Raw genomic sequence first — 22,828 nt, 5'->3', positions numbered from 1 at the left:
AGGTTACATTGCAACGAAACAAGTCGTTTAGATAGATCAAGGATTAGATAATGCGGTTTACTGATATTTTTATTAGAAGACCTGTACTGGCTACAGTAATTAGCTTGATGCTTTTAGCCATGGGCTTACGCTCCATTGGATCTTTACCTGTAATGCAATATCCATTTACAGAAAATGCCATCGTCACTGTAACCACGGCTTATACAGGGGCTGACCCTGATGTCATTGCAGGTTTTATCACTACCCCATTAGAAAATTCAATCGCCCAAGCTAATGGGATTGACTACATGACGTCCATCAGTTCACCTAGTACAAGTACGATTACTGTAAACCTTCTTCTCAATTATGATCCTTTAAAGGCATTGTCCGATATTACCACCAAAGTAAATGCCGTTTTGAACCAGCTTCCCAAAAATTCGCAGCAACCGGTTATCACCGTTTCAGTGGGGCAAACGATTGATTCCATGTATATTGGTTTTTATAGCGATGAATTACCGATTAATAAAATTACAGATTATTTAATTCGGGTCGTACAGCCAAAATTACAAGCGGTCAATGGGGTACAAAATGCACAAATTTTAGGAAATCAAACCTTTGCCCTAAGAGCATGGCTTGATCCGGTTAAACTTGCGGGGTATGGGATTTCTGCAGCAGAAATTGGCGCGGCTCTGGCAAATAATGATTTTATTTCTGCTGTAGGTCGTACTGATGGCCAGATGTTTATTCAGAATCTTACCGCTGGTACGGACTTAACGAATGTTAACCAGTTTAAGAAAATGATCATTAAAGCGCAAAACGGGGCAATAATTCGTTTGGAAGATGTGGCAACTGTGGATTTGGGTGCACAAAATTATAATTCTTCAGTAAGTTTTGATGGACGCACCGCGGTATATATAGGGATAGTTGTCGCACCTTCAGCCAATCTTTTAACTGTAATCGATGAGATTAAAAAAATATTTCCCACCATTCAGGAACAATTACCACAAGGCCTGGAAGGCAAAATTGTATATGATGCCAGTTTATTTGTTGATTCTTCGATTCATGAAGTGGTTGTTTCTTTATTAGAGGCATTTTTAATTGTAACTGTTGTCATTTTTATCTTTCTTGGCTCCATCCGCTCAGTTGTCATTCCAATTATTGCAATCCCCTTGTCTCTGATTGGGGCCTTTTGGATCATGCTCATTTTAGGATATTCCATTAACTTGCTTACTTTATTGGCTTTAGTGCTCGCCATAGGTCTGGTAGTGGATGATGCAATTATTGTGGTTGAAAACGTGCAGCGCCACATCGAGGAGGGGAAAACACGCTTTAAAGCCGCTTTATTGGGGGCGCGTGAATTGGCGAACCCTATTATTGCCATCACTGTAGTTTTGATTGCTGTCTATTTACCTATTGGATTTATGGGCGGCTTAACAGGGGCATTGTTTACCGAGTTTGCCTTTTCCCTTGCCGGTGCAGTAACAGTCTCGGCTGTAATTGCCTTAACTTTGTCCCCTATGATGTGTTCCAAATTCCTTAAATTGGGTGATGGATCTATTAAAGGGCGATTTATGACCTATGTTGATAATTCATTCACAAAACTTGAGAAATCTTATGAACGGATTTTATCCTCAACCTTGAAACATTTGCCGGTTGTAGTTGTTTTTGCCATCATCATTCTCTTAAGTAATTATTTTCTTTTTATTACTTCATCAACAGAATTGGCCCCTCAAGAAGATATGGGGATTGTTATCGCTCAGGTAACTGCACCAGCAAACGCTTCTTTAGCCCAAACACAACTTTATGCTAATGAAGTAAATAAAATATTTAAAAAATTTCCCGAAATGGATCATATTTTCCAGGTCGATGGATCTCAAGGTTTGAATACTTCTATCATTGGAATGGTATTAAAACCTTGGGAGGAACGTACACGAACCTCCAATGATTTAGTGCCCATAATTCAAAAGGAGCTCAATAAAATTGCAGGGGCTAAAGTGGCAGCATTTCAGTTACCTTCATTACCCGGAGGCGGGAGCGGTCTCCCCATCCAATTTGTTATCACTACGACGGAGACTTTTGATAAATTAAATGATGTATTACAACGTATTTTAGATAAAGCTTATGAGTCTGGTATTTTTGCATTTATTGATCCTGATCTCAAAATTGATCAAATACAGACGAAAATTAAGCTGGATCGCGATAAAATATCCCAGTTTGGCTTGACCATGCAGGATTTAGGTAATTTATTTGGATCTGCCTTGAGTGAAGGGTATATCAACTATTTCAATTATGCTGGTCGCTCTTACCAGGTAATCCCTCAAGTGAAGAGGGAGACACGACTGAACCCCGAACAAGTATTAAACTATTACATTAAGACCTCTTCGGGAGCCTCCATACCCCTATCTACTGTAGCCAGTTTACAAAAGCAGATTGTTCCTGAATCATTAAATCATTTTCAACAGCTCAATTCTGCTACGATTTCGGCTGTAGCCTTTCCTGGGGTATCTATGGGAAAAGCATTGGACACTTTTGCTGACATTGCCAAACAGGAGTTACCTCAAGGCTATTACATTGATTACGCCTCTCAATCCCGTCAGTATATTCAAGAAGGCTCCAGTTTAATTGTCACTTTTTTCTTTGCTTTAATTATCATCTTTTTATCATTGGCTGCTTTATTTGAAAGTTTCCGCGACCCTCTCATAGTTTTGATTAGTGTGCCTATGTCCATTTGCGGTGCCATGATTTTTATCAGTTTAGGCATTGGTCATGCTACGCTTAATATTTATAGTGAGGTAGGTCTGGTGACGCTGATTGGCCTTATTAGTAAACACGGTATTTTGATTGTGCAATTTGCTAATGATTTACAGCTTAGTGGCCAAGGAAAATTTGATGCGATAAAAGCCGCTGCCGCAATTCGTTTACGTCCGATTTTAATGACTACTGCGGCAATGGTATTAGGAGTAATACCCCTAATTTTTGCTACAGGGGCGGGTGCTGAAAGCCGTTTTAACATTGGTTTGGTCATCGCCATGGGAATTTCGATTGGTACTTTGTTTACCCTTTTTGTTGTTCCTTCAATGTATCTCTTATTGGCAGCAGATCATACGAAAATTGCTGCAGCAGAACATTTAGAAAGCGAAGAGTCTCTCGGTTAAAAAAATTGGATGAATTTTAATTTTAAATGCAGTTTTCTACTTAAGATTATTAGGGATTAGAATCCAAGACGGGCAGAATAGGGGCCTCATATCTTTTGGTTTCCAGATCATTATCGGGTTTATTGGTGGCAAATAGACCCAAACGTTTGGTTAGCTCACTCATTTTGGGTTGGTTTGTTACAGCAGCATTGATTTGACCAAGAAGTATTTTTCTTGTTGGGGTAAATAAATTCAATGCCTCAAGCAAGGAGAAAAAACATATTTTCAGGTAAGTGAAACTAAATGTATCCATTTGTTTATGGGCCATGATAATTCTTCCGAAATTGGGGTCTTTAATTTTTTTCTCAATTTCCTGCAAACGATCATGAACCTCCATGGATTGATTATTAGCAATGGCTTCTAATTCTTTGATTCGTTCAGATTTCATATCTAAAGTTTTATCGCTTTCAAAGAGGGCTTTATGATTGTGAATAGCAAGTCTGGAAGAGCTGAAATAAATTTTAAATTGTTCCAAGGCTGCACGTACTGTAAAAAGATGATAATAATCTGCGTAGTATTTTTTTTCGAATTTCCTGGTTTCTATTTCTAAAAGTTTTTTAATACTCCGATCAATATTCCGGGAGTTTTTGGATTTAGCAATGATTTCCTTTTGGAGGTTTTGTAGGTATGCATGCAGTTCATCCCTATATTCTTTATCAGTATTATACTGCAAATATTGTAAAGCTTTTGAACTATTGCAGGTTGTTTCCAGATGTTTTTTGAATGAATCGGTAGTATATTGTTCAACAAAAAGCTGTTTTTCTTGTGCCTCTATTGGCTCCAAATCCGTCAGATAGTCCAATTTTTCCTGTACCGTATTCAGACGCATTTGATGAGTTGCTTTTAAGCCGAGATAATAATGATGGCTTGCCACAATCAACGCTTCGATTTCAGTAAAATGCGGATCATAAGATTTAAGCCCAGAATTACATAATTCATCCAGCTTATGATCTTCTGCATACATACTGGGAGGGATTTCAACTTTTTTACTTTGTTTTAGCTGTGCCAGTTTGGGCAATGCTTTCTTGTAAGCTGCACAGAGCTCAGTTTTTGCTTTATCGAGTGGCACTCTTTGGATGGGAACAGAAAAATCCAATACATCAATAGGTGTGGTGACTTCAAGATACCAATGATATAGATGTTCAATATCCTGGAAGTCTTTATCTATTTTTTTTATATATTTTTGGTTTCTGTTGATTTGCTTCCTGGTCAAACTGGTTCTTTTTTCCAGCTGTTTTTTATCATAAATTAACCCTATTCGCGTTTTGGAATCCAAGTCCAGCGGGTGCAATAATCCTTTGAAAAATTCATTGGTAATTTGCCTTAATGGACCTGATAATATCCCAGGAGAGAGTCCTAATCGGTTTTCCCAATGATCTGCTTCAAGAAGCATAGGAGTCAATATTTCCGACTGTATCTTCTCAATATTATCCATGACCGCATCATGGGACGTACTCGTAAATTCGTTAAGTTTGGCTGTGAGTTCCTGGTATAAATAAATCATATTGGGCGTTTGCAGGAACAATTTAAAATAGGAATTAGAGTTATTAATCAATCCCTCGATAAATGATGTTGATTTTTTGGCTTTAAAATGTAATTCATTAAGCTCTGCAGTGGTCAGGTAATTCGTATTTTTAAACGCTCTGATGTGCTTAGGGGTAATATAAAAGGCATTAAGGACATACCAAAGGGCATTGTATTGAACTTGCGCTGGTCCGAAGGAGATTTGCTCGGGCCCAACTTGATATGCATCAGAATGCTCCTGGAAGGTTGCATAAATAGTTTGTGCCTTATCAAGTAAATCTCGGGCCAGGAAGCCCAAATGCGGATCTGCAGCCAAACGTTTTGCAGATTTTATGATTTCATTAAGATGTCCATAAGCTTGTAATAAATAGTATACGTATCGACTTTTGATGCTTTTATTATTTAAATTTTCTAACTCGAGGACAATTCCTTCCAAATGGAACAAACTGTTATAAATATCTTTTAAGGCACAGACTTGCCTGCTTTGCGCCAACCTTTTGTTATTATCCTCCATTTCAGGGAAAGGTGCTTTAGATGGGGGCAATACAGTCTGCCATGCCTGAATAAATAATCCTTCGGCGGAAAGATCTGACCCTGGTACGGGCTGAGTTGACAGGTTAGGAGTTAATTCAGCTTGCATGGACTGATTAAATAGTTTTGTTATCTCAAATAAAGACTGCCTAAACTCATGGATGCACTTGGAATAATTGGTGTGTTGGATTACAAAGTGCTCTCGGCCAGTTGTAGGATCGGGCTTAAGTGCTGTTGAATTGTTTTCGAGAATAAATTTTTCTTGAGCTAAATTAAAAAAACGTTCAGTTCTTCGATTCCATTCCGAATTGAAGCGAATAAAAACATCTTGAAAATAACTTTTCAAATCCAGAAATATTTCAATTGGTGGTGCATCTTCGCTAAAGAATTGTGTAGTAGATAAACTGTCGACTAAAAATTCATCGAAACTTAGGGCGTCTTCCTTATGTTCGGACGGTACTGCATTAATTAAATAAGGCTGGAAAATACTGTATAAATTCCGCAGTTGAGCTTTTATCCCAGGACGAATTTGATTGAGGAGCGATATGTTTTCCTGAATTTCAGGTTTTGCTTTTATTTCTTTATCAAGCAACTTGAGAAATTGAGTATAAGCATTATGGACTACTAAAAATTTGTTATGCTTATTTCGGTACCATTGATAAATTTCGAGAGTTTGATCTGCTGTTAATTGCTCATAATTTTGCAGTAATTTATCACCCTCTACCGTTTTAAAATGCAGTTTTGCATCTTCTTCCCGCTTGACATCCAGCGCCTTTGACTCTTTTTCATCAAGAAATTTACCTTTCGCAAAATCATAATAAGTTTGACTTTTATCCTTCCATTCGGCAAAGAAATCCTGAATAGGTTTATCCAGTTTTAAAAATAGGGAAACAGGCGGCGCCTCAAGTAACTCAACAGGCTTATTAGTAAGAAATGCAGTGAGATACTTTTCAAAATTAAGTGCAGAGGCTTGAAGATCACGTGGAATTGCTAATTTAAAATAGGGTTGGAAGATTTGGAATAACTGATAGCACTTTTGTTTTGTCCCTTCATCAAGACTTGTTAAAACCAGGTTATTTCCATAATGCTGAGGTTGTTCCTCGATCTGTTTCTTTATTATTTGGGAAAATTGACTGTAGGCGTTTAATATTTTTTGAAATTCGTTTTTATCGAACCACTGAAAATTGATGAAATCAAAAAAATTACGGACATTATTATCAAGATTTAAAAAAAACTCTTTAGATGGAGTTTTTAGATTTTCTTTTTCTGCAAATAAACCTACTAAGTAAAGTTCAAAATTTTTTGCTGAATCTTTAAACTCGGGGGCGACAATAGAGTTTAGATAGGGTTGAAATATCTTAAATAATTGGTGGCATTCATTCCTCTCTTTTTCTCCGAGATTATTTAGCGCCAAATTTTTATTATAGAGATCAGGGTTTGCGGCAATTTGTTCTTTTATGATCTGGACAAAGTGCAAATAAGCCATTTGCACCAATTCAAACTCTTTCTTTTTAAGTCTTGATTTTTTATCTTTAACTTGCTCGACATGTAACGGTATTGATTCATCAACTGCATACACACTTGTTTTTTCATTACCTCGGTAGGGAAATAAAACTAAATTTGCTTTTTTGTGTACTGAGTCAATTAAATCTTTGTTAAGGTTAATATGAAAGATCTTACTGTTTTCATCTTTAGTTATTAAATTATTTAGTGCGCTTTCTTTTGCCAATACAAAGCTTATATGGTCTGCAGGCAATTGTTTTTTAACCCAGCGTAGGGGCGTTCCAATATAAGAATACCAATCTTCTTTTGCCGGACCAGTCAATCTCGAGATGATTAGAGAATTTAAATCAATGTCGAGTTGGGCCATGTAAGGTTTGAGAAGCTTATAGTTTTTTACAAGCTCTTCCTTCACCTCGTCAGGAAGCTGATATAAGCGCAGTTTACTGTACTGGGGATCTTTTAAGATGGTAAAAAAACGTCTGCATGCGGCGTTTGCTTTTTGAATTTTATATAATGCTTTATTGGCTTTATCGATCCGTCTGTAGGTCATTTCCAATCTTAATTCGATAAAGTGTGGGTCTTCTATTTCAAGTAAATTTGCACCTTTCTTTTTAAAATCAATGGCTTTTTGGGGAAGATAAAGTATTTTTTCATATAAAACTTTGACTTTTTCCATCAAGGGGACAGACAAAGTACCGGGCTTAAGCATGGCATTATCTTCGATTTTATCCACCAAGCCGAATAAAGTAGGCAGAACAATATACTTAAGCTGCCCCAGTTTATCACGAACCAGGTCCTGAGAAGATTCACTGAGCTCTCCAATTTGCTCCAAAGTACTCATGGATAAGGTGATGATATTGCTAATTATGTGGATATAGTTCAAAAATTTGACGGAAACAAAAACGCTATTTCCTTTAATATTTTCTATATCATTCAATAGATTGAGTGCGGCATTTTGTAATTCAGCCAGCTTTTTTTGATTGAGCTTTGGTTCTGATTCTTTAATCTGTGAAGAAAATTGTTCGATATAGTGGGTTAACTTATCTATATAACTTGGTAAAACAGCACTGAATTGGGTGAGGAAATTAAAATCAACGTCATCATTGGGGCGTAATTGATCTATGGTAATTCCCGCTATTTCTCCAGCTTTATACGCGAGCGGTTTGGGTTCAAGGGCTTGGACAATTCCTTTTTTATTTTCAAAGTGCTTTTGTGCAAAGGATTGGATTTGACCAAATAAAGGCAAAATAAGAGCGAGTTCTTCATCAAACATGTCTTTTAGATCGACATCTAAATGAGTCAACAAATAGCTGGCCTCATAAGCCAAATCAATTGTTTTACCATAGAGTAATCTCAGATCAGTATAGCTGCGTTTAATATTTCTAACATCCACATTCTCCAAATCTAAAAAAGTAAGACGTGCGTAATAAAGTGCATTAATCAGTTTTTTAATTTGGGAAATATTATCGGGATCGAGATCATAATTTTTAAAAGGAGCCCACTGCGTATGGCCTCTTCTCGAGGCGGCGGATAATATCCGTGCTTTAAACGCATCCAATGTAAAAGGAAGAGAATGATTCTTTTTGGATGCAATGTTTGTAATTTCCGGTAAGAAGGGTTCCAGATCTTTAGGTGTAAAATCTGAAGCTAAATTTATGTTTAATTCTTGTTTTTTTATTACATCAGTTATTAATTTGCCTTGAGGGTCGATAACGGTATATTCAAGACCGGTCTCAAGTTTACGTACGTAAAATGTGCCTTTTTTCGGGTTAATACCCTCAGTCGTCAATTTAATTTTGTATTTAAAAGGGGCAGGGGCATCAAGATCTTCTAAAATGACATCCTTAACCGTTTCATTTTGCGGGGTAATTACCGAATAGGCTATTTTTCCGTTGAGTTCCCTAACATATAATTTTCCGGGTTCCAATTGGGTATCATCGGCCATGAAACACAGTTCATAGTGAGGGAAATAGGTTGCAATACGGGGACTGACATGTTTGCTGTAGAGTATATCAAAAATCTTAGTGTCAATTCGTTCCAGAATTTTTGATATCTGGTTTTGCTTGAATGACTCTAATAATTTTATATATTCTTCAAATATCATTACAGATTGCCTAATGTATTCATAATTTTTTTATGGGGCATTATTTATTCGGAATTAATAATACCTCAATCTGGCAATATTTTCGACTGTAATTAGTGATAAATCAATCAAACTTTTATCTGTAGCTCTGGTTAGGAGATTCAATTAGGAGCGTATTTTGACGGATAGGTCCAAAACAAATTCGGCAACCAATTCAGTAAGGCCAGGATAATCAGTATAAGCTCTGATCTGAATGGGTTGAGTCACGCGCTCTCTGGTTTTTTGAGACTCCTCCAGCATCGCTTTGACTTTTGTGCCTTCTTGGCAAATGAAATAAACATCTGCTTCAGGACGGCGTAAAAATTGCGCTTGAAAGGATTTGAATACAAGTGAAAATTTAAGTTGTTTTTGTGCGGCATGATAAAAGCCATGTAATCCCCCTGCTAAATCAGCACCTACACAAAGTGCTCCAAAATACATGGAATTTAAATGATTGCGGCTGCGTCTGGTTAAAGGAAGTTTTACCACAATTTCTGTATCCGTAAGTTTGATTAGCTTTGGTTTTAGATAACCGAGCATAGGGACTTTAAAATGGCTGAATTTCCAAAGAAAAAATTTAAAACGAGTTAGCATATTCATGAGTTTTCCTTTTTTAGCATATTGATGCTTTGAATGAGAAAGTGCCCATATGGGGAGGGATTTGTTTTAATAATCAATAGTGAAAATGCAATTGTGAGATTTAATTCAGGAAGCGACACTACTTCATCAACTCGCCAATAGGTGATTCCCGAAACAATTCCCTGTTCAGAAATCTCAGGGTCTTTAATAAATTTAGGATGAAGCGTTAGGTGCTGTTCTTTGATAACTTCTACATAACTGCCTAAAAAACTGGAGAGAGCATTCCATGCATTCAAACTGTAGTTTTTTTTTAATTCCGCAGCATTTGCAGGTTCATAAGTGTAATCTACAGATAAGGTGGTAGTTAAAATCTGTTTTACCCACTGACACACGTCAGTTTCATCCTGGGCATAAAGAGTTAAAGGAGAGATAAGAAGCATAAACCACAGCAAAGTCCCTTGCCAAAGAGGTTTCATAATAAAATCCTTTTTTTAATGATTAAAAAGAAGAACTTAAATATTTTATTCTAGTATAATCCTTTCCATAAAATATATATCCAGAGGATTTAATTTTTTAGGTCAAAAAATATGCTAAAATAAAAAAATTATTTTGTAGCTAGGGGCAAAGTGAATATACTTGTTTGAGCGATACAGGCCATCATTTTCGTATAATGTTATAGCCACAAATTTATAGACCCTAACTAATTCAGTATTAAACCTATTATCGAACTTTATGCATACTATCTCTATACGTGGTGCAAGAACCCACAACCTTAAAAATCTTGATTTGGATTTACCGCGCGATCAATTAATCGTCATTACAGGCTTATCCGGTTCTGGAAAATCTTCTTTAGCCTTCGATACCTTGTATGCTGAGGGCCAGCGTCGCTATGTTGAATCACTGTCTGCTTATGCGCGGCAATTTCTATCGATGATGGAGAAACCGGATGTTGATTCCATAGAGGGTTTATCACCGGCAATTTCCATTGAGCAGAAAGCTACTTCCCACAACCCGCGCTCAACAGTGGGGACTATTACCGAAATTTATGATTATTTAAGGTTACTCTATGCTCGCGTAGGAGAACCCCGTTGCCCTACGCACCATGTCAATTTGCATGCGCAAACCGTAAGCCAAATGGTGGATCAAGTAATGGCATTGCCTGCTGAAACTAAAGTGATGATTTTGGCTCCGGTTGTGCGTGAACGAAAAGGGGAGCAGGTTCAGCTTTTACAGCAGCTACAAGCTCAGGGTTATGTCCGGGCCCGGATTGATGGAGAACTATACGAGTTGGATTCACCTCCAAAGTTGGGCTTGCGTACCAAGCATACCATAGAAGTAGTGGTGGACAGGTTTAAGGTAAGGCCGGATATTGCTCAACGACTTAGTGAATCGTTTGAAAATGCTTTAAATTTGGCAGAAGGGCTTGCCATAGTGGCTTCTATGGATAATCAATTTGAGGAGCTGGTTTTTTCTTCCAAATTTGCATGTCCTGAATGTGGGTATAGCCTTAGTGAATTAGAGCCCAGGCTGTTTTCATTTAACAATCCAGTGGGGGCTTGTCCTTCTTGCGATGGATTGGGAGTGGATCAGTTTTTCGATCCTGATCGTGTAGTCCATGATCAAACTGCCAGCCTGGCTGAAGGGGCAATTCGGGGTTGGGATAAAAAAACCACCTATTATTTCTCAATGCTGGAATCACTTGCCCAATATTATGGTTTTGATACCCAAACTGCATTTTGTGATTTACCTGAAAAAGTACGTGAAATCGTTTTATACGGAAGTGGACGTGATGTCATAGACTTTCATTACCACAGGCCCAATGGCGGTTACATGGTTAAACGTCACCCTTTTGAAGGAATCATTCCTAATATGCAACGACGCTATCGAGAATCCGATTCAGGAATGATACGCGAGGAACTTGCTAAATATTTATCATCACGCCCTTGTCAAAGTTGTCACGGAACCCGTTTACGTGAAGAAGCACGGCATGTATTTATTGATGATAAAAATTTACCGGAGGTTACAGCCTATTCGATAGAGAAAGCCTATTTATTTTTTAAAAATTTGCGGATGAGTGGGAATAAAGGCGAAATTGCTGCAAAAATTAATAAAGAAATTGTGGAGCGGTTAGGATTTTTGGTTAATGTAGGATTGGATTATCTCTCCTTAACCCGCAGTGCTGAAACTTTATCTGGAGGAGAGGCTCAACGTATTCGTCTGGCAAGTCAAATAGGCTCTGGGCTGGTTGGCGTGATGTACATTCTGGATGAACCCTCCATTGGTTTGCATCAAAGGGATAATGATCGTTTGTTAAAAACATTGATGCACTTAAAAAATCTGGGAAATACAGTCATCGTAGTAGAGCATGATGAAGATGCAATTCGCAGTGCTGACTTTGTTTTGGATATAGGTCCTGGGGCAGGAGTCCATGGAGGGGAAATTGTGGCACGCGGTACCCCAAAGGAAATAATGCAATCGCAAGCTTCCTTGACTGGCCAATATCTGTCAGGAAAACTGTCTATTGCCATTCCAGAGGCTCGTACGCCTGTTAACCCGGAAAAGATGATTCATTTAAAAGGAGTCGTTTGCAATAATTTAGATAATGTTGACGTAAGTATTCCTGTGGGGTTGCTGACTTGCGTTACCGGGGTCTCCGGTTCCGGTAAATCCAGCTTGATTAATGATACTTTATATCCAAGCGCCGCTAATCTGCTCAACAGGGCAAGCTTGTTTACTCCAGGAGCAGTTAAAGAAATTGCCGGCCTGGATTTGTGTGATAAGGTCATTGATATTGACCAGAGTCCCATTGGCAGAACTCCCCGTTCAAATCCAGCTACATATACAGGTATATTCACTCACATCCGGGAATTATTTGCAGCAACCCCCGAATCTCGGGCACGTGGGTACCAGCCGGGGCGTTTTAGCTTTAATGTGCGTGGCGGGCGTTGTGAAGCATGTCAGGGTGATGGGCTTATTAAAGTTGAAATGCATTTTTTGCCCGATATTTATGTCTCCTGTGATGTATGTAAAGGAAAACGCTACAATCGGGAAACTCTTGATATTCAATATAAAGGTAAAAATATTCATGAAGTGTTAGAAATGACTGTTGAAGATGCGAGTCATTTTTTCGCAGCGATTCCTGCCTTGGCGAGAAAATGCCAGACCTTGATGGATGTTGGCCTGTCTTATATCAAGTTAGGACAAAGTGCCACCACCCTTTCAGGAGGAGAGGCCCAGAGAATCAAGTTGTCTCGTGAATTGTCCAAGCGGGATACAGGAAGTACTTTATATATTCTTGATGAACCGACAACAGGATTACATTTCCATGACACTAAACAGTTATTGGATGTATTATTTCGCTTGCGGAAGCAAGGCAATACAGTGGTGATTATTGAACACAACCTGGATGTGATTAAAACCGCAGACTGGATTATTGATATGGGCCCAGAGGGAGGAAGTAAGGGGGGACGTATCGTGGTAACCGGTACTCCAGAGCAAGTTGCTGAATGTGAACATTCATATACAGGCCTATTTTTAAAACCTATTTTAAAAGGGTGATGGCACTTGCTGATATTTAAACGACAGATTTATGCATTTATCCTGTGCGTTTTCTTTAAATAGTTATATACGTAAAAACTAAAGGGTAAGACCAGGGCCCAGGTAATACCCACAGAAAGATAGAATGGGTAGCTTTTTTGAATCACTACTATATTGCAAGCGGCACCAATTTTATAAGCAAAGGGCATCAAGAAGAGGATAAGTAGAAACCAGATGAAATAGTAACGGGTGAATTGTTCATTAAGAATAATAAGATTTAATCCGAAGCTTAACCAAATACAAATCATCCAGGGGGCTGTAAAATAGGAGCTAAAAGGATTTGCCTTAAAATAAATATAGTTCTGATGCAGCCAAAATGTATCGGTAAGGGAACCAACAAAAGCAATAAGAAGAGCAAAAGATAAAGCATTTAGATAAGGCAAACGGTTAACCCATTGCCAGATGATTTGCACTGCTATAAAGACAAAACCAATGATTGTTCCAAGGTATACTTTATCCTGTGCGGCAAAATAGAAACACGCTATCCAGCACAAATAATATGATAAAAAATGGATGGACCATCCTATTTGCCGTTTATTCATAAGCACCACTCTTCTGGTATCTGCACCAAGAAAATCCTCAACTATTTCACTGTTATTTTTATCATTTTCGATCTATAACTAAATTGTAGGAAATTTTGCATAGGAAAAAAAATGGGTACTTTTTTTATAGTTCTTATCATTATTGTAGTACTTTTATTTATATGGGCTATTGGTATATACAATACCTTAATTCACTTAATCGAAGCGATAAATAACGACAAAAAACAAATCGATATTCAACTGGATCGCCGTTTTAAAGTATTTGAGTCATTGATTGAAGCCGTAAAAAAATATATGGATTACGAGCAAACTACATTAAAAGATGTGGTTGCCCTGCGTAATCAGGCGCAAGCAGCTAAAGCCGCAGGAGATGACGAAGGACGTATTGCTGCAGAAAATCAAATATCCCAGATTGCATCCGGACTTAATGTGGTATTTGAACAATATCCCGACTTGAAGGCCAGTCAAAATGTCATGCAATTACAGGAAGAAATCATTAACACTGAAAATAAACTCGCTTATTCCAAACAAGCATATAACGATGATATTGAGCGTTATAATGCCAAAAAGAAATCATTCTTTGAATCTATGGTAGTGTCTTTATTTGCTTCTGCGTTAGATAAAGAGTTTGTTTACTGGGGACTTCCAGAAGAGCAAATCCAGGCGAAAGAAAACTATACCGTAAAATTTTGAGTTTAGTATATGGGACTTGAAGAGTACCATGGCAGCGTAAGTAATTGGCGCGAGCAAATACAGCGAAATAAACGTAAGACTCAGGCAGTCATTGCCTTTTTTATTGCGATTTTTTTTGCTGTAGGCCTGCTTGCTGATCTTTTTATTTTGCATGCAACCTACCCTCAAGTTACCCTGCAGCAAGCTTTTCTTGCTCTGATTCAACTGCAAGTCATACCCTATGCAACAATTCTTATGGTTGGTATTGCCGTAGTGTCCTTACTTACCACCTATGCTTTTTATGACCGGATTATGTTATTAGGCACGGAATATCATGAAATTACCCCTCAAACTGCGCAAAATTTGCAGGAACAACAATTATATAATGTGGTAGAAGAAATGAAGGTTGCTGCCGGTTTGCAGTATATGCCCAAAGTTTTTATTATCGAAGCCGATTATATGAATGCATTTGCAAGTGGCTACAGCGAAAAATCAGCCATGGTTGCTATTACTCGAGGTTTGATAGAAAAACTGGACCGGGCAGAATTGCAGGCGGTTATGGCGCATGAATTAAGCCATATACGCCACTACGATATTAAATTAACTTTAATGGTAGCAGTTTTAAGTAATATTCTCTTAATTGTAATCGATATTTTGTTTTATTCTGCTCTCTACAAGCGTGATGACAAACGAGGAGATAACCGCTTGTTACTGGTTATTATTGTCCTTAGGTATGTTTTGCCTTTAATTACCGTTTTATTAACTTTGTTCTTAAGCCGAACCCGGGAATATATGGCTGATGCCGGGTGCGTGCAATTAATGCGCAACAATGAACCCTTAGCACGTGCCTTACTTAAAATAAGTGACGATCATAACCAGAATGCTGAGCGTTATACACAAGAATATGGAAATACTCCTCATGAGCAGGTCAGGCAAGCATCGTATCTCTTTGACCCTTCTGATATTGATCCGGTAAAATCGTTAAGCAGCGCCTTTGCAACCCATCCTTCAATTGAGGATCGTTTACGTGCCTTAGGGTTCGACCGTAAGTAAAAACACTTGAATTCACTCGCTAAAACACTTTTCTTAATCTCATTCTTTCTCTGTTCTTGTGCAAACTTATATTTTAAGTTTATGATGTTAGCCTTAAAATAATACCTTCTCTAAAAAGGAATTTAGATGTGATGAAAATACAATCCTTAATTTTATCGACTTTTTTGATACTTAATGGATCCGGTCTCAATGCAAATACTTTGGCAAAAGACGACACTGAAACTCCACCCAAAAATGTTTTTTTTAAAAACATAACTCCTGAATTCCTTTATGGGTATACCGATTTTAAATTTGACTCTACTTCGGGGGCAAATTTTAACCGATATAATGGCCATTCCAATCTCTATTCTGCAGGGGCCGATCACATCGCTCTGGGACAAACCACGATGTTAGGAATCTACTATTTTGGAGTGGATACCGAACTTACCTCTCAGTTTTTGCTTAATCCAGGTTTCGTAACCACTTCCGATCAGACGATTCACAATAATACAATTTTTGCTCATGTGTTTCAGATTTTTACCCCCGAAATCTATGGAGACTTGTCAGCAGGTTATGGTTTTAACAAATTCCACACTACAACCGATATCGCTTCCGATCCTACTCCATTAGTTGCTCAAGCAAACAATAACAATGACAACTGGTTTTTCAGCATGAATGCGATTTACAGGAAGGCATGGAAGCAGTTACAGGTAAGGGCTAATGTGGGTGTGTTGTACAGTCAAATTGATACTGGAGAATATAATTATTTTTTTCCCACTACTGATGTATTTCAAGTGGTTGAACCCTTGACGAACAAAGCAACCTTGATTCTGGAAAATATAGAATTGGGTTACTACATTAAACCCAAGGTAATGCCTTTCCTTAGTGCGGGATTAATTCAAGTGGCACAATTTTCAAACAGTAGGCCGCTCCTGGATCCTGCAAGCGTAATCAATGGTTCACTTCCTCAATTGAATATGGATCAAAGCGGCTTTCGGGTAGGTGGGGGTATCGCATTTACCTATAAAAATGCGACCGTCCGTGTCGAAGAAAAATACTATAATGCTGGCGGAGTTTTTCAAAGTTATCAAACTTTAGCTGCGTTAGAATATCAATTTGGTTAGCGCTGCTTGCAAGGTCTGGTTTTTTTGTACTCCGGGATGCATGCTTGACTGCATGCAACGCCGCTCTGGTTCCCGGCGAAGAATAACTCTGCCGTTGTTCGCTTCCAGGGACTTTTGGGAAAAGGGATTTAGGGACGATATTTTGTGAAGAAGGATTACTATTTTTCGCCAAAAACAGTGAAAGCCAAATGGACACAAATCCTTTTAGGTCTATTCTGGGTGGCGGTTATTTTTCTTGCAGACATAATTAATATCCCTCTTCTAAGTTCATTTATAACCCAATTAGACTATCGAACCTATGATCAAATTGTCCAATTAAACTGGCGTCCCCATCAAACAATTCCGCGAGTTATTATTATTGATATTGATAATAAATCCGTTCAGCAGGAAGGACGATGGCCCTGGCCCAGAAGAAAAGTTGCGGATTTAATTAAAAAATTAAAAGAAAACGGTGTGGTTACCATTGCCACAGATATTGTTATGGCTGAGCCTGAAGAAAATTATGCATTTGGTTTAAAAGAAGAATTAACTAAACTGCTTCCCCAATTATCTTCCGAACAACAACAATTGTCTGAATTGCTCGAACAAGTAGCTCCTAAAGTAGATAATGATCGTATTTTGGCACAAGAGCTAATGGATCATAATGTGGTGCTGGGCTATTTATTCCATAATGACACGCAAATCCGGAAAGGAGTGTTGCCGTCACCGTTAACTACTCCAGAAAATAAAATCATAGGTAGGGGTAATCTGCCGCTGCATCAATTTTCCGGTTACAACGGGTGTTTGCCCTTATTCCTGAACGCATCCACCCAGGCTGGTGCGGTAACCAATGTGCCGGATCTGGATGGAACGGTTCGTCATGGTTTGATGCTGGCAAGTTATGGCAACAAGTTATACGCGACACTGGCTTTAGCGACAGCGATGAATTATCTGATGGTCCAGCATGTTTCCCTTAAAACTTATGATAACCATTTATATGGGATTCAAATGGGAAATACATTCATTCCTACCAACTCCCATGGACAAATTCTCATTCCTTTCTGGGGGGAAATTGGAATGCTTAATTATTATTCTGCCACAGATATCATCAACGGAAAAATTAATCCCGAGCAGTTGCAAGGAGCAATTGCTATCATTGGTTCCACCATTATACTTTTGGCGGATCTGCACCAATCTCCGGTTGCGCAATCCTTTCCTGGGGTGGAAATGGTCGGAAATATGGTCCAGGGTATTGTGGGCCAGCAATTGGTATCTGAATTTGACTGGACGACGAATCAAGGAAAATTTTATTTAATAGTAACCGGATTACTTTTTACCCTGGCCATTTCTTTTTTAAGTGTTTCAAGAATGTTGATTCTTGCAGTGGTTAGCATCGTCGGCATTCGAGTTTTATCAATTTATTTATTTGTCTCCAAGAGTTTTTATGTTCCTATAGCTCTGTTGTTAACCCTGGTTTTTCTGACAACGCTTACAAATTATGCTTATTTATTTATCCTTGAAAGAAGACAAAAAAGAAAAATAAATCAGTTATTCGGGCAATATGTGCCCGAAGCGTATGTCAAAGAGCTCATCGAGTCTACTGAGCACTACAGCATGGAAGGTCAGGAGCGCAATATGACCGTTTTGTTCAGTGACATACGAAATTTTACTGGATTGAGTGAAGCTTTGGATGCCTCTCATGTCAAAAGATTATTAAATGCATTTTTTACCCCAATAACCGAGATCATTTTTAGCTTTAGAGGAACGATTGATAAATATGTTGGCGATATGATTGTTGCATTTTGGGGGGCGCCCATAAATGATGAAGAACATGCATTTCATGCCATCAGTTGTTCTTTAACTATCGCCAAGCAATTACCGGAAATTAATGCAAAATTGCAGGAAAAAGATTTGCCTGCAGTTAATATAGGTATTGGATTAGCAACAGGGCTGATGAATGTTGGCGACATGGGTTCAGAGTTCCGTCGTGCCTATACAGTCATAGGGGATACAGTGAACCTTGCTTCCCGGTTACAAGATTTAACTAAATTTTATCAGGTGACTATCCTGGTAAGTGACGGCACCCGGGCAAAACAAGAGCAATTTGTCTGGAGGACTATTGATAAAATTACGGTTAAGGGACGTAAAAGCGGATTGGTTATTTATCAGCCCTTGGGCGCGGTGGGCGAAGTTACAGAGGCGACTCTAGCTGAATTGGCGGCATATCATAAAGCATTAGATGAGTATGCTGCACAGAACTGGTCGTCTGCGGAAAAAAAATTTGCTATGCTAAAAACCAATTTCCCTGACGTTTATTTATATCAGATGTATCATGAACGCATTAAAATATTCATGAAAACCCCTCCTCCTGAAAATTGGGATGGAATTTATATGCACCAGCATAAATAATTGTTTTCAAAGGCTAAGGATGGACTGATGAAAGAATCTGCTAAACCCAAAAGTATAAATACCCGTTGTTTTATATTGCCCTATTTTCAGTACTTATAACTCCTTTTAATTAAAAATTGTATGGGAATCTATATGAAAAAAGTAATAGCTACAGGATTAATAATGTTGGCCAGCCAGGTTTTTGCCCAATCTGCCGCCACTGTTTTATTCACGCAAAAAAAGGTCGTGGCCCAGCATAAGGGGGGCGAGCGTGCCATTACTCGAGGTTCTGCTGTTGAGGTGGGCGAGGAGGTGATTACCGGCGATTCCGCTGCAGCAAACCTGCAATATTCCAATGGAGCATTGGTGAGTATAGGAGAAAATTCGAATTATAAAATTCTTGCCTATGCACCTAAAGAATCGGTACAAATCAAGGCAGAATTGAGTAAGGGCAAGATTGAGATAAAAACGCCGGAAAAAATTAAGGAATCGCTTAAAACGCCCATTTTATCGCTTGCAATACTTGGCACAGATGTTCGAGTGTATGTGGCTTCTCCTAAAATGACTTACGTCCAGGTAATTGAAGGACTTGTTTTGGCAAGAAATGAATTTCTTCGCCCAGGGGCAAGTGTTCGTGTTACGGCAGATAAAATAGTTAATGCTCCATTCCCTAAAGAAGGGGAGGTGGCAACAAGTACCGGGGATGTGGTTTCAATGACTACGGAGGCGGGAAAGACTGTTACGAATGATAGCGGCAGTGGTGTAGACAGTATTACCTATCTTTCCACAGCACAAGTCACCGCAACATCTACTTCTGTTTCAACCCAAGCTGCGCAAGCTGCTACTATAGCTGATATTTCTTTAATTTGTCAGATTTTTGGTACCGTCTAGCATCTGTATCTTATCCTGGGTGAAGCGCAGCCCTCACCCAGGAGTTTTTCTGGTTATTCGCGAAAACCTACACCTTTTTTTAATAAAATCATATTAAGAAGGGTAAGTAAGACCAGCATGAGTACAATGATCCCCATTGCCAACGTGATATTGACTTCACTTTGACCTATCATGGCTTTTCTCAGCGCATTTACCATGTATAAAATAGGATTAAGAGATGATACTTTCTGCCAGAATTCAGGGAGCATATTAATGCTGTAGAATACCCCTCCCAGGTAGGTAAGTGGGGTGAGTACAAAGGTTGGAATAATCATAATATCATCAAAATTCCGCGCAACCATGGCATTTGTGAAGCCTGCCAAGGAAAATACAGCAGATACCAGCAACACAACAAGTAACGTCATCGGCAAATGACTGAGTTCAACCGTCAGAAAAAAACTGGCAATAATATATACCAAAGCAGCTACGATTAAGCCTCTAAATACTCCTCCTAAAACATATCCCAAAAGCAATAGACTGTTATGCATAGGGCTGACAAGCATTTCCTCGATGCTTTTTTGAAAGCGAACGCTATACAGAGAGGAGGATACATTGCCGTAGGAGTTCACTATAACCGACATCATGATTAACCCCGGAGCAATGAACATGGGATAGCTCACTCCTTCAATCGAGCCGATTCGGGGACCTATTAAACTCCCGAAGATGAGAAAATAAAGGGTAGTGGTAATCACTGGAGGTAAAAAGACTTGACTGGCAATGCGAAACATGCGCACCAACTCACGTCGTACCAAAGTATATAAAGCGACTGCTTGTTTTTTAATGGCCATTTTTTATAAGATCCAAAAAGAGTTCTTCCAAGCGATTGGTTTTATTGCGCATACTATGAATTTTTATCCCGTGTTGGGTCAAAAGCGCAAAAGCATCATTTAAGTTTAAATTGTTATCAACCCGTAGTTCTATCGTGGTGCTATCAATCAGAGTCGGCTTAAATGGATGTAAATCGGGCAGAGATTCGATGCGATTTTCTGTATTGAAAATAAAAGTTTGATGGCGCAATGTTTGCAACAAAGCTTTCATCGATGAATTTTTGATAATTTCCCCTTTATCGATAATTGCAATGTTTTTGCACAATTGTTCTGCTTCCTCTAGATAATGGGTGGTGAGAATAATTGTAGTGCCTTCTGCATTGGTGCGGGTAAGAAATTCCCACATGCTATGCCGGATTTCGATATCGACGCCTGCTGTGGGTTCATCAAGGATTAAAACTTTGGGTTGATGAATTAACGCTCTGGCGATCATCAGGCGGCGTTTCATTCCACCTGATAAATGGCGGGCTATGGAGTCTCTTTTTTCCCAAAGACCTAATTGTTGCAAAAGTGATTCAACTCGGGGTTGGGCCTGCTTTCGGGAGATTCCGTAGTATCCTGCCTGATTTAGAAGAATTTGTTCACTCGTTTCAAAAATATTAAGATTAATTTCCTGGGGAACCAGTCCTAAACAGGATTTGGCTTTCTCAGGTTCTTTATCCAAGTCATAGCCGTGAATGCTGATACTGCCAGAGGTCTTATTAAGTAGGGTAGTAATTAAACCGATAGTAGTCGACTTTCCTGCGCCATTCGCACCTAATAAGGCGAAAAAGTCCCCTGTATCTATGGTTAAATCGATACCTTTTAGTGCCTGTACACCATTGGCATAGGTTTTATATAACTGTTTGATGTCTAAGGCATGCATATGGGATGTAATGAATTAAAATTTCATTATACACAATAATTACGGTATTCCGCGAGCAAGTCATGTAGATTCTGTTGCATTACAATTTGCTTGCCTATTTGAGAACTCGCTTCTGTTTAATAAAAAATGTGAATGGGTTTTCATCCACCCGGTAATACTGTATCGAGGCTGATGGGTAACGCAAACTTCATGGGGTAATTCACTATTAAAACAAATGAAACGATTTTCCAGGGGGTGTACCTCCTTGATCAATTTCTCTTCCTTAGTGTAGAGCTTTAATTCCCCTCCATACTCTGGATTCCAGTTCTTATTTAAATAATACACACAAGAAATCTTTCGGGTTTTTTGCGCCGCAAATTGGTCCACATGTTTTTTATAAAAAGTTCCGGGCTGATAGGCAGCGAAATGGGTTTCGAATTCATGCAAACCCAAAAAGAGGGACTCATTCAATATGCGGGCTAATTGCTTTATTTTTTCCAAAAAGATTTGTATCGCGGGATTGGTTTCATTTTCGTTTAGCCAGAATATTTCATCAGAACGAATAATATCATTCTTGTGCGACTCGAGTTTAAGACCGATTTTAGCCCTGCGAAATAACCCCTGTTCATAGGATTTTCGGGCTGTATCAAGCAAAGAGTGACATTCACTGAGATCTAAAAAGTCATCGATAATATAAAAACCCTGGGTACAAAGGTTGTGAATAAGTTGTTCTGATTCAATCACAGCACACGTCCTTCAAGTTGGTATTCAAATTCTCGCCACTGGGGCATAAATTGGCTCATTAACTGATAAAATCTTTTATTATGACTGGGTTCTAGCAAATGGATCAATTCATGGACAAGAACATACTCCAAACACGTCGCGGGTTTTTTTATGAGATTAAGATTCAACCAAATCCTCGCGGCTTTGGTATTACAGGAACCCCAGCGGGTCTTCATTTTTCTTATTCCCCATTCAACTACTTTAACTCCTATAATTCTTTCCCAATGTTCAATCAGATCAGGTAAAAGTATCTGCATTTGATTTTTGTACCAGCGCTCAATAATGGCTTGTATCAGGTGGGGGGAACTATCAGGCGGACTGTAACAGCGCATGATCGCATCATTAATCCTGATTTGTGTTGGCCCATTATGCTCTTCAATGATTAATAAATATTTTTTTCCTAAGAAGGGTACTGTAGAGCCCGTTGCAAATGTGCACTCCTCGCCTGCAGAACGGTTACGAATACGCTCTCTTTGTTGATGAATCCATGTGCTTTTAGAGGCAAGGCTTTGCCTTATAAGCTGCTCACTCAATCTCTGAGGCGCACTTACCTTCACTAATCCATCAGGAGGATAAATGCGTAAGTGCATATTTTTAATTTTTTTTCTTAATATTTCTATGGGAATACCATCGATTTCAATGATCATCTCATTAGTCTTACTTGTATCCTGGTTGCAA

Annotated in this window: 15 protein-coding genes; 7 read left to right on the top strand and 8 right to left on the bottom strand. The window is 38.6% G+C overall.

What is annotated here, in order from left to right; translation table 11 throughout:
- Nucleotides 1–50 precede the first annotated feature (50 nt).
- Nucleotides 51–3,134 (top strand): efflux RND transporter permease subunit, encoded by a 3,084-nt coding sequence (locus tag KYQ_RS13390; protein ID WP_010654775.1) that lies wholly within the window; start codon nt 51–53, stop codon nt 3,132–3,134.
- Between the two features lie 49 nt (nt 3,135–3,183).
- Here KYQ_RS13390 and KYQ_RS13385 read toward each other — a convergent pair whose 3' ends face one another.
- The 3 genes from KYQ_RS13385 to KYQ_RS13375 form a co-directional block, all read right to left on the bottom strand.
- Nucleotides 3,184–8,835, bottom strand: a complete 5,652-nt coding sequence (locus KYQ_RS13385) for a hypothetical protein (RefSeq protein WP_010654774.1) — start codon at nt 8,833–8,835, stop codon at nt 3,184–3,186.
- Nucleotides 8,836–8,979: 144 nt separating this feature from the next.
- Complete coding sequence (locus tag KYQ_RS13380) at nt 8,980–9,453, bottom strand: PaaI family thioesterase (protein WP_010654773.1); 474 nt, start codon at nt 9,451–9,453, stop codon at nt 8,980–8,982.
- Nucleotides 9,450–9,908, bottom strand: a complete 459-nt coding sequence (locus KYQ_RS13375) for a hypothetical protein (RefSeq protein ID WP_010654772.1) — start codon at nt 9,906–9,908, stop codon at nt 9,450–9,452. The genes KYQ_RS13380 and KYQ_RS13375 overlap by 4 nt, the downstream gene beginning before the upstream one ends.
- Nucleotides 9,909–10,164: 256 nt before the next feature.
- Here KYQ_RS13375 and uvrA point away from each other — a divergent pair, with 256 nt between their 5' ends.
- A complete protein-coding gene (uvrA, locus tag KYQ_RS13370; protein ID WP_010654771.1) occupies nt 10,165–12,990 on the top strand; it encodes an excinuclease ABC subunit UvrA in 2,826 nt (941 codons plus the stop codon).
- Between the two features lie 29 nt (nt 12,991–13,019).
- Here uvrA and KYQ_RS13365 read toward each other — a convergent pair whose 3' ends face one another.
- A complete protein-coding gene (locus KYQ_RS13365; RefSeq protein WP_010654770.1) occupies nt 13,020–13,571 on the bottom strand; it encodes a DUF2878 family protein in 552 nt (183 codons plus the stop codon).
- A 111-nt stretch (nt 13,572–13,682) separates the two neighbouring features.
- On the opposite strand from KYQ_RS13365, the gene KYQ_RS13360 reads away from it, so the two are divergent.
- From KYQ_RS13360 to KYQ_RS13340, 5 genes are all read left to right on the top strand, one after another.
- Complete coding sequence (locus KYQ_RS13360) at nt 13,683–14,264, top strand: LemA family protein (protein ID WP_010654769.1); 582 nt, start codon at nt 13,683–13,685, stop codon at nt 14,262–14,264.
- Between the two features lie 9 nt (nt 14,265–14,273).
- Nucleotides 14,274–15,296: a zinc metalloprotease HtpX gene (gene htpX / locus KYQ_RS13355; protein WP_010654768.1), complete on the top strand. Its 1,023-nt coding sequence runs from the start codon at nt 14,274–14,276 to the stop codon at nt 15,294–15,296.
- Nucleotides 15,297–15,427: 131 nt separating this feature from the next.
- Entirely contained in the window at nt 15,428–16,399 is a 972-nt protein-coding gene (locus tag KYQ_RS13350) for an autotransporter domain-containing protein (protein WP_010654767.1), read from the top strand.
- A 144-nt stretch (nt 16,400–16,543) separates the two neighbouring features.
- Entirely contained in the window at nt 16,544–18,787 is a 2,244-nt protein-coding gene (locus KYQ_RS13345; RefSeq protein ID WP_231294558.1) for a CHASE2 domain-containing protein, read from the top strand.
- 132 nt (nt 18,788–18,919) lie between these two features.
- Nucleotides 18,920–19,657, top strand: a complete 738-nt coding sequence (locus tag KYQ_RS13340; RefSeq protein WP_010654765.1) for a FecR family protein — start codon at nt 18,920–18,922, stop codon at nt 19,655–19,657.
- Nucleotides 19,658–19,710: 53 nt separating this feature from the next.
- Here KYQ_RS13340 and KYQ_RS13335 read toward each other — a convergent pair whose 3' ends face one another.
- From KYQ_RS13335 to KYQ_RS13320, 4 genes are read right to left on the bottom strand one after another with little or no spacing between them, the layout of a single operon-like run.
- A complete protein-coding gene (locus tag KYQ_RS13335) occupies nt 19,711–20,484 on the bottom strand; it encodes an ABC transporter permease (protein WP_010654764.1) in 774 nt (257 codons plus the stop codon).
- Nucleotides 20,474–21,388: an ABC transporter ATP-binding protein gene (locus tag KYQ_RS13330; RefSeq protein WP_010654763.1), complete on the bottom strand. Its 915-nt coding sequence runs from the start codon at nt 21,386–21,388 to the stop codon at nt 20,474–20,476. The genes KYQ_RS13335 and KYQ_RS13330 overlap by 11 nt, the downstream gene beginning before the upstream one ends.
- 60 nt (nt 21,389–21,448) lie before the next feature.
- Nucleotides 21,449–22,111, bottom strand: a complete 663-nt coding sequence (locus KYQ_RS13325; protein WP_010654762.1) for a 2OG-Fe(II) oxygenase — start codon at nt 22,109–22,111, stop codon at nt 21,449–21,451.
- Complete coding sequence (locus KYQ_RS13320) at nt 22,108–22,797, bottom strand: M48 family metallopeptidase (RefSeq protein ID WP_010654761.1); 690 nt, start codon at nt 22,795–22,797, stop codon at nt 22,108–22,110. Before KYQ_RS13320 ends, KYQ_RS13325 begins: the two co-directional genes overlap by 4 nt.
- Nucleotides 22,798–22,828: the final 31 nt, after the last annotated feature.

This window comes from Fluoribacter dumoffii NY 23, assembly GCF_000236165.1.
Taxonomy (GTDB): Bacteria; Pseudomonadota; Gammaproteobacteria; order Legionellales; family Legionellaceae; genus Legionella; species Legionella dumoffii.
This window is presented reverse-complemented; position numbering and strand designations above follow the sequence as displayed.

Excerpts from the sequence above, each read along its gene's own strand:
- KYQ_RS13390 (WP_010654775.1), top strand. The coding sequence starts at position 51 with ATGCGGTTTACTGATATTTTTATTAGAAGACCTGTACTGGCTACAGTA.
- KYQ_RS13385 (WP_010654774.1), bottom strand. The coding sequence starts at position 8,835 with ATGATATTTGAAGAATATATAAAATTATTAGAGTCATTCAAGCAAAAC.
- KYQ_RS13380 (WP_010654773.1), bottom strand. The coding sequence starts at position 9,453 with ATGAATATGCTAACTCGTTTTAAATTTTTTCTTTGGAAATTCAGCCAT.
- KYQ_RS13375 (WP_010654772.1), bottom strand. The coding sequence starts at position 9,908 with ATGAAACCTCTTTGGCAAGGGACTTTGCTGTGGTTTATGCTTCTTATC.
- uvrA (WP_010654771.1), top strand. The coding sequence starts at position 10,165 with ATGCATACTATCTCTATACGTGGTGCAAGAACCCACAACCTTAAAAAT.
- KYQ_RS13365 (WP_010654770.1), bottom strand. The coding sequence starts at position 13,571 with ATGAATAAACGGCAAATAGGATGGTCCATCCATTTTTTATCATATTAT.
- KYQ_RS13360 (WP_010654769.1), top strand. The coding sequence starts at position 13,683 with ATGGGTACTTTTTTTATAGTTCTTATCATTATTGTAGTACTTTTATTT.
- htpX (WP_010654768.1), top strand. The coding sequence starts at position 14,274 with ATGGGACTTGAAGAGTACCATGGCAGCGTAAGTAATTGGCGCGAGCAA.
- KYQ_RS13350 (WP_010654767.1), top strand. The coding sequence starts at position 15,428 with ATGAAAATACAATCCTTAATTTTATCGACTTTTTTGATACTTAATGGA.
- KYQ_RS13340 (WP_010654765.1), top strand. The coding sequence starts at position 18,920 with ATGAAAAAAGTAATAGCTACAGGATTAATAATGTTGGCCAGCCAGGTT.
- KYQ_RS13335 (WP_010654764.1), bottom strand. The coding sequence starts at position 20,484 with ATGGCCATTAAAAAACAAGCAGTCGCTTTATATACTTTGGTACGACGT.
- KYQ_RS13330 (WP_010654763.1), bottom strand. The coding sequence starts at position 21,388 with ATGCATGCCTTAGACATCAAACAGTTATATAAAACCTATGCCAATGGT.
- KYQ_RS13320 (WP_010654761.1), bottom strand. The coding sequence starts at position 22,797 with ATGATCATTGAAATCGATGGTATTCCCATAGAAATATTAAGAAAAAAA.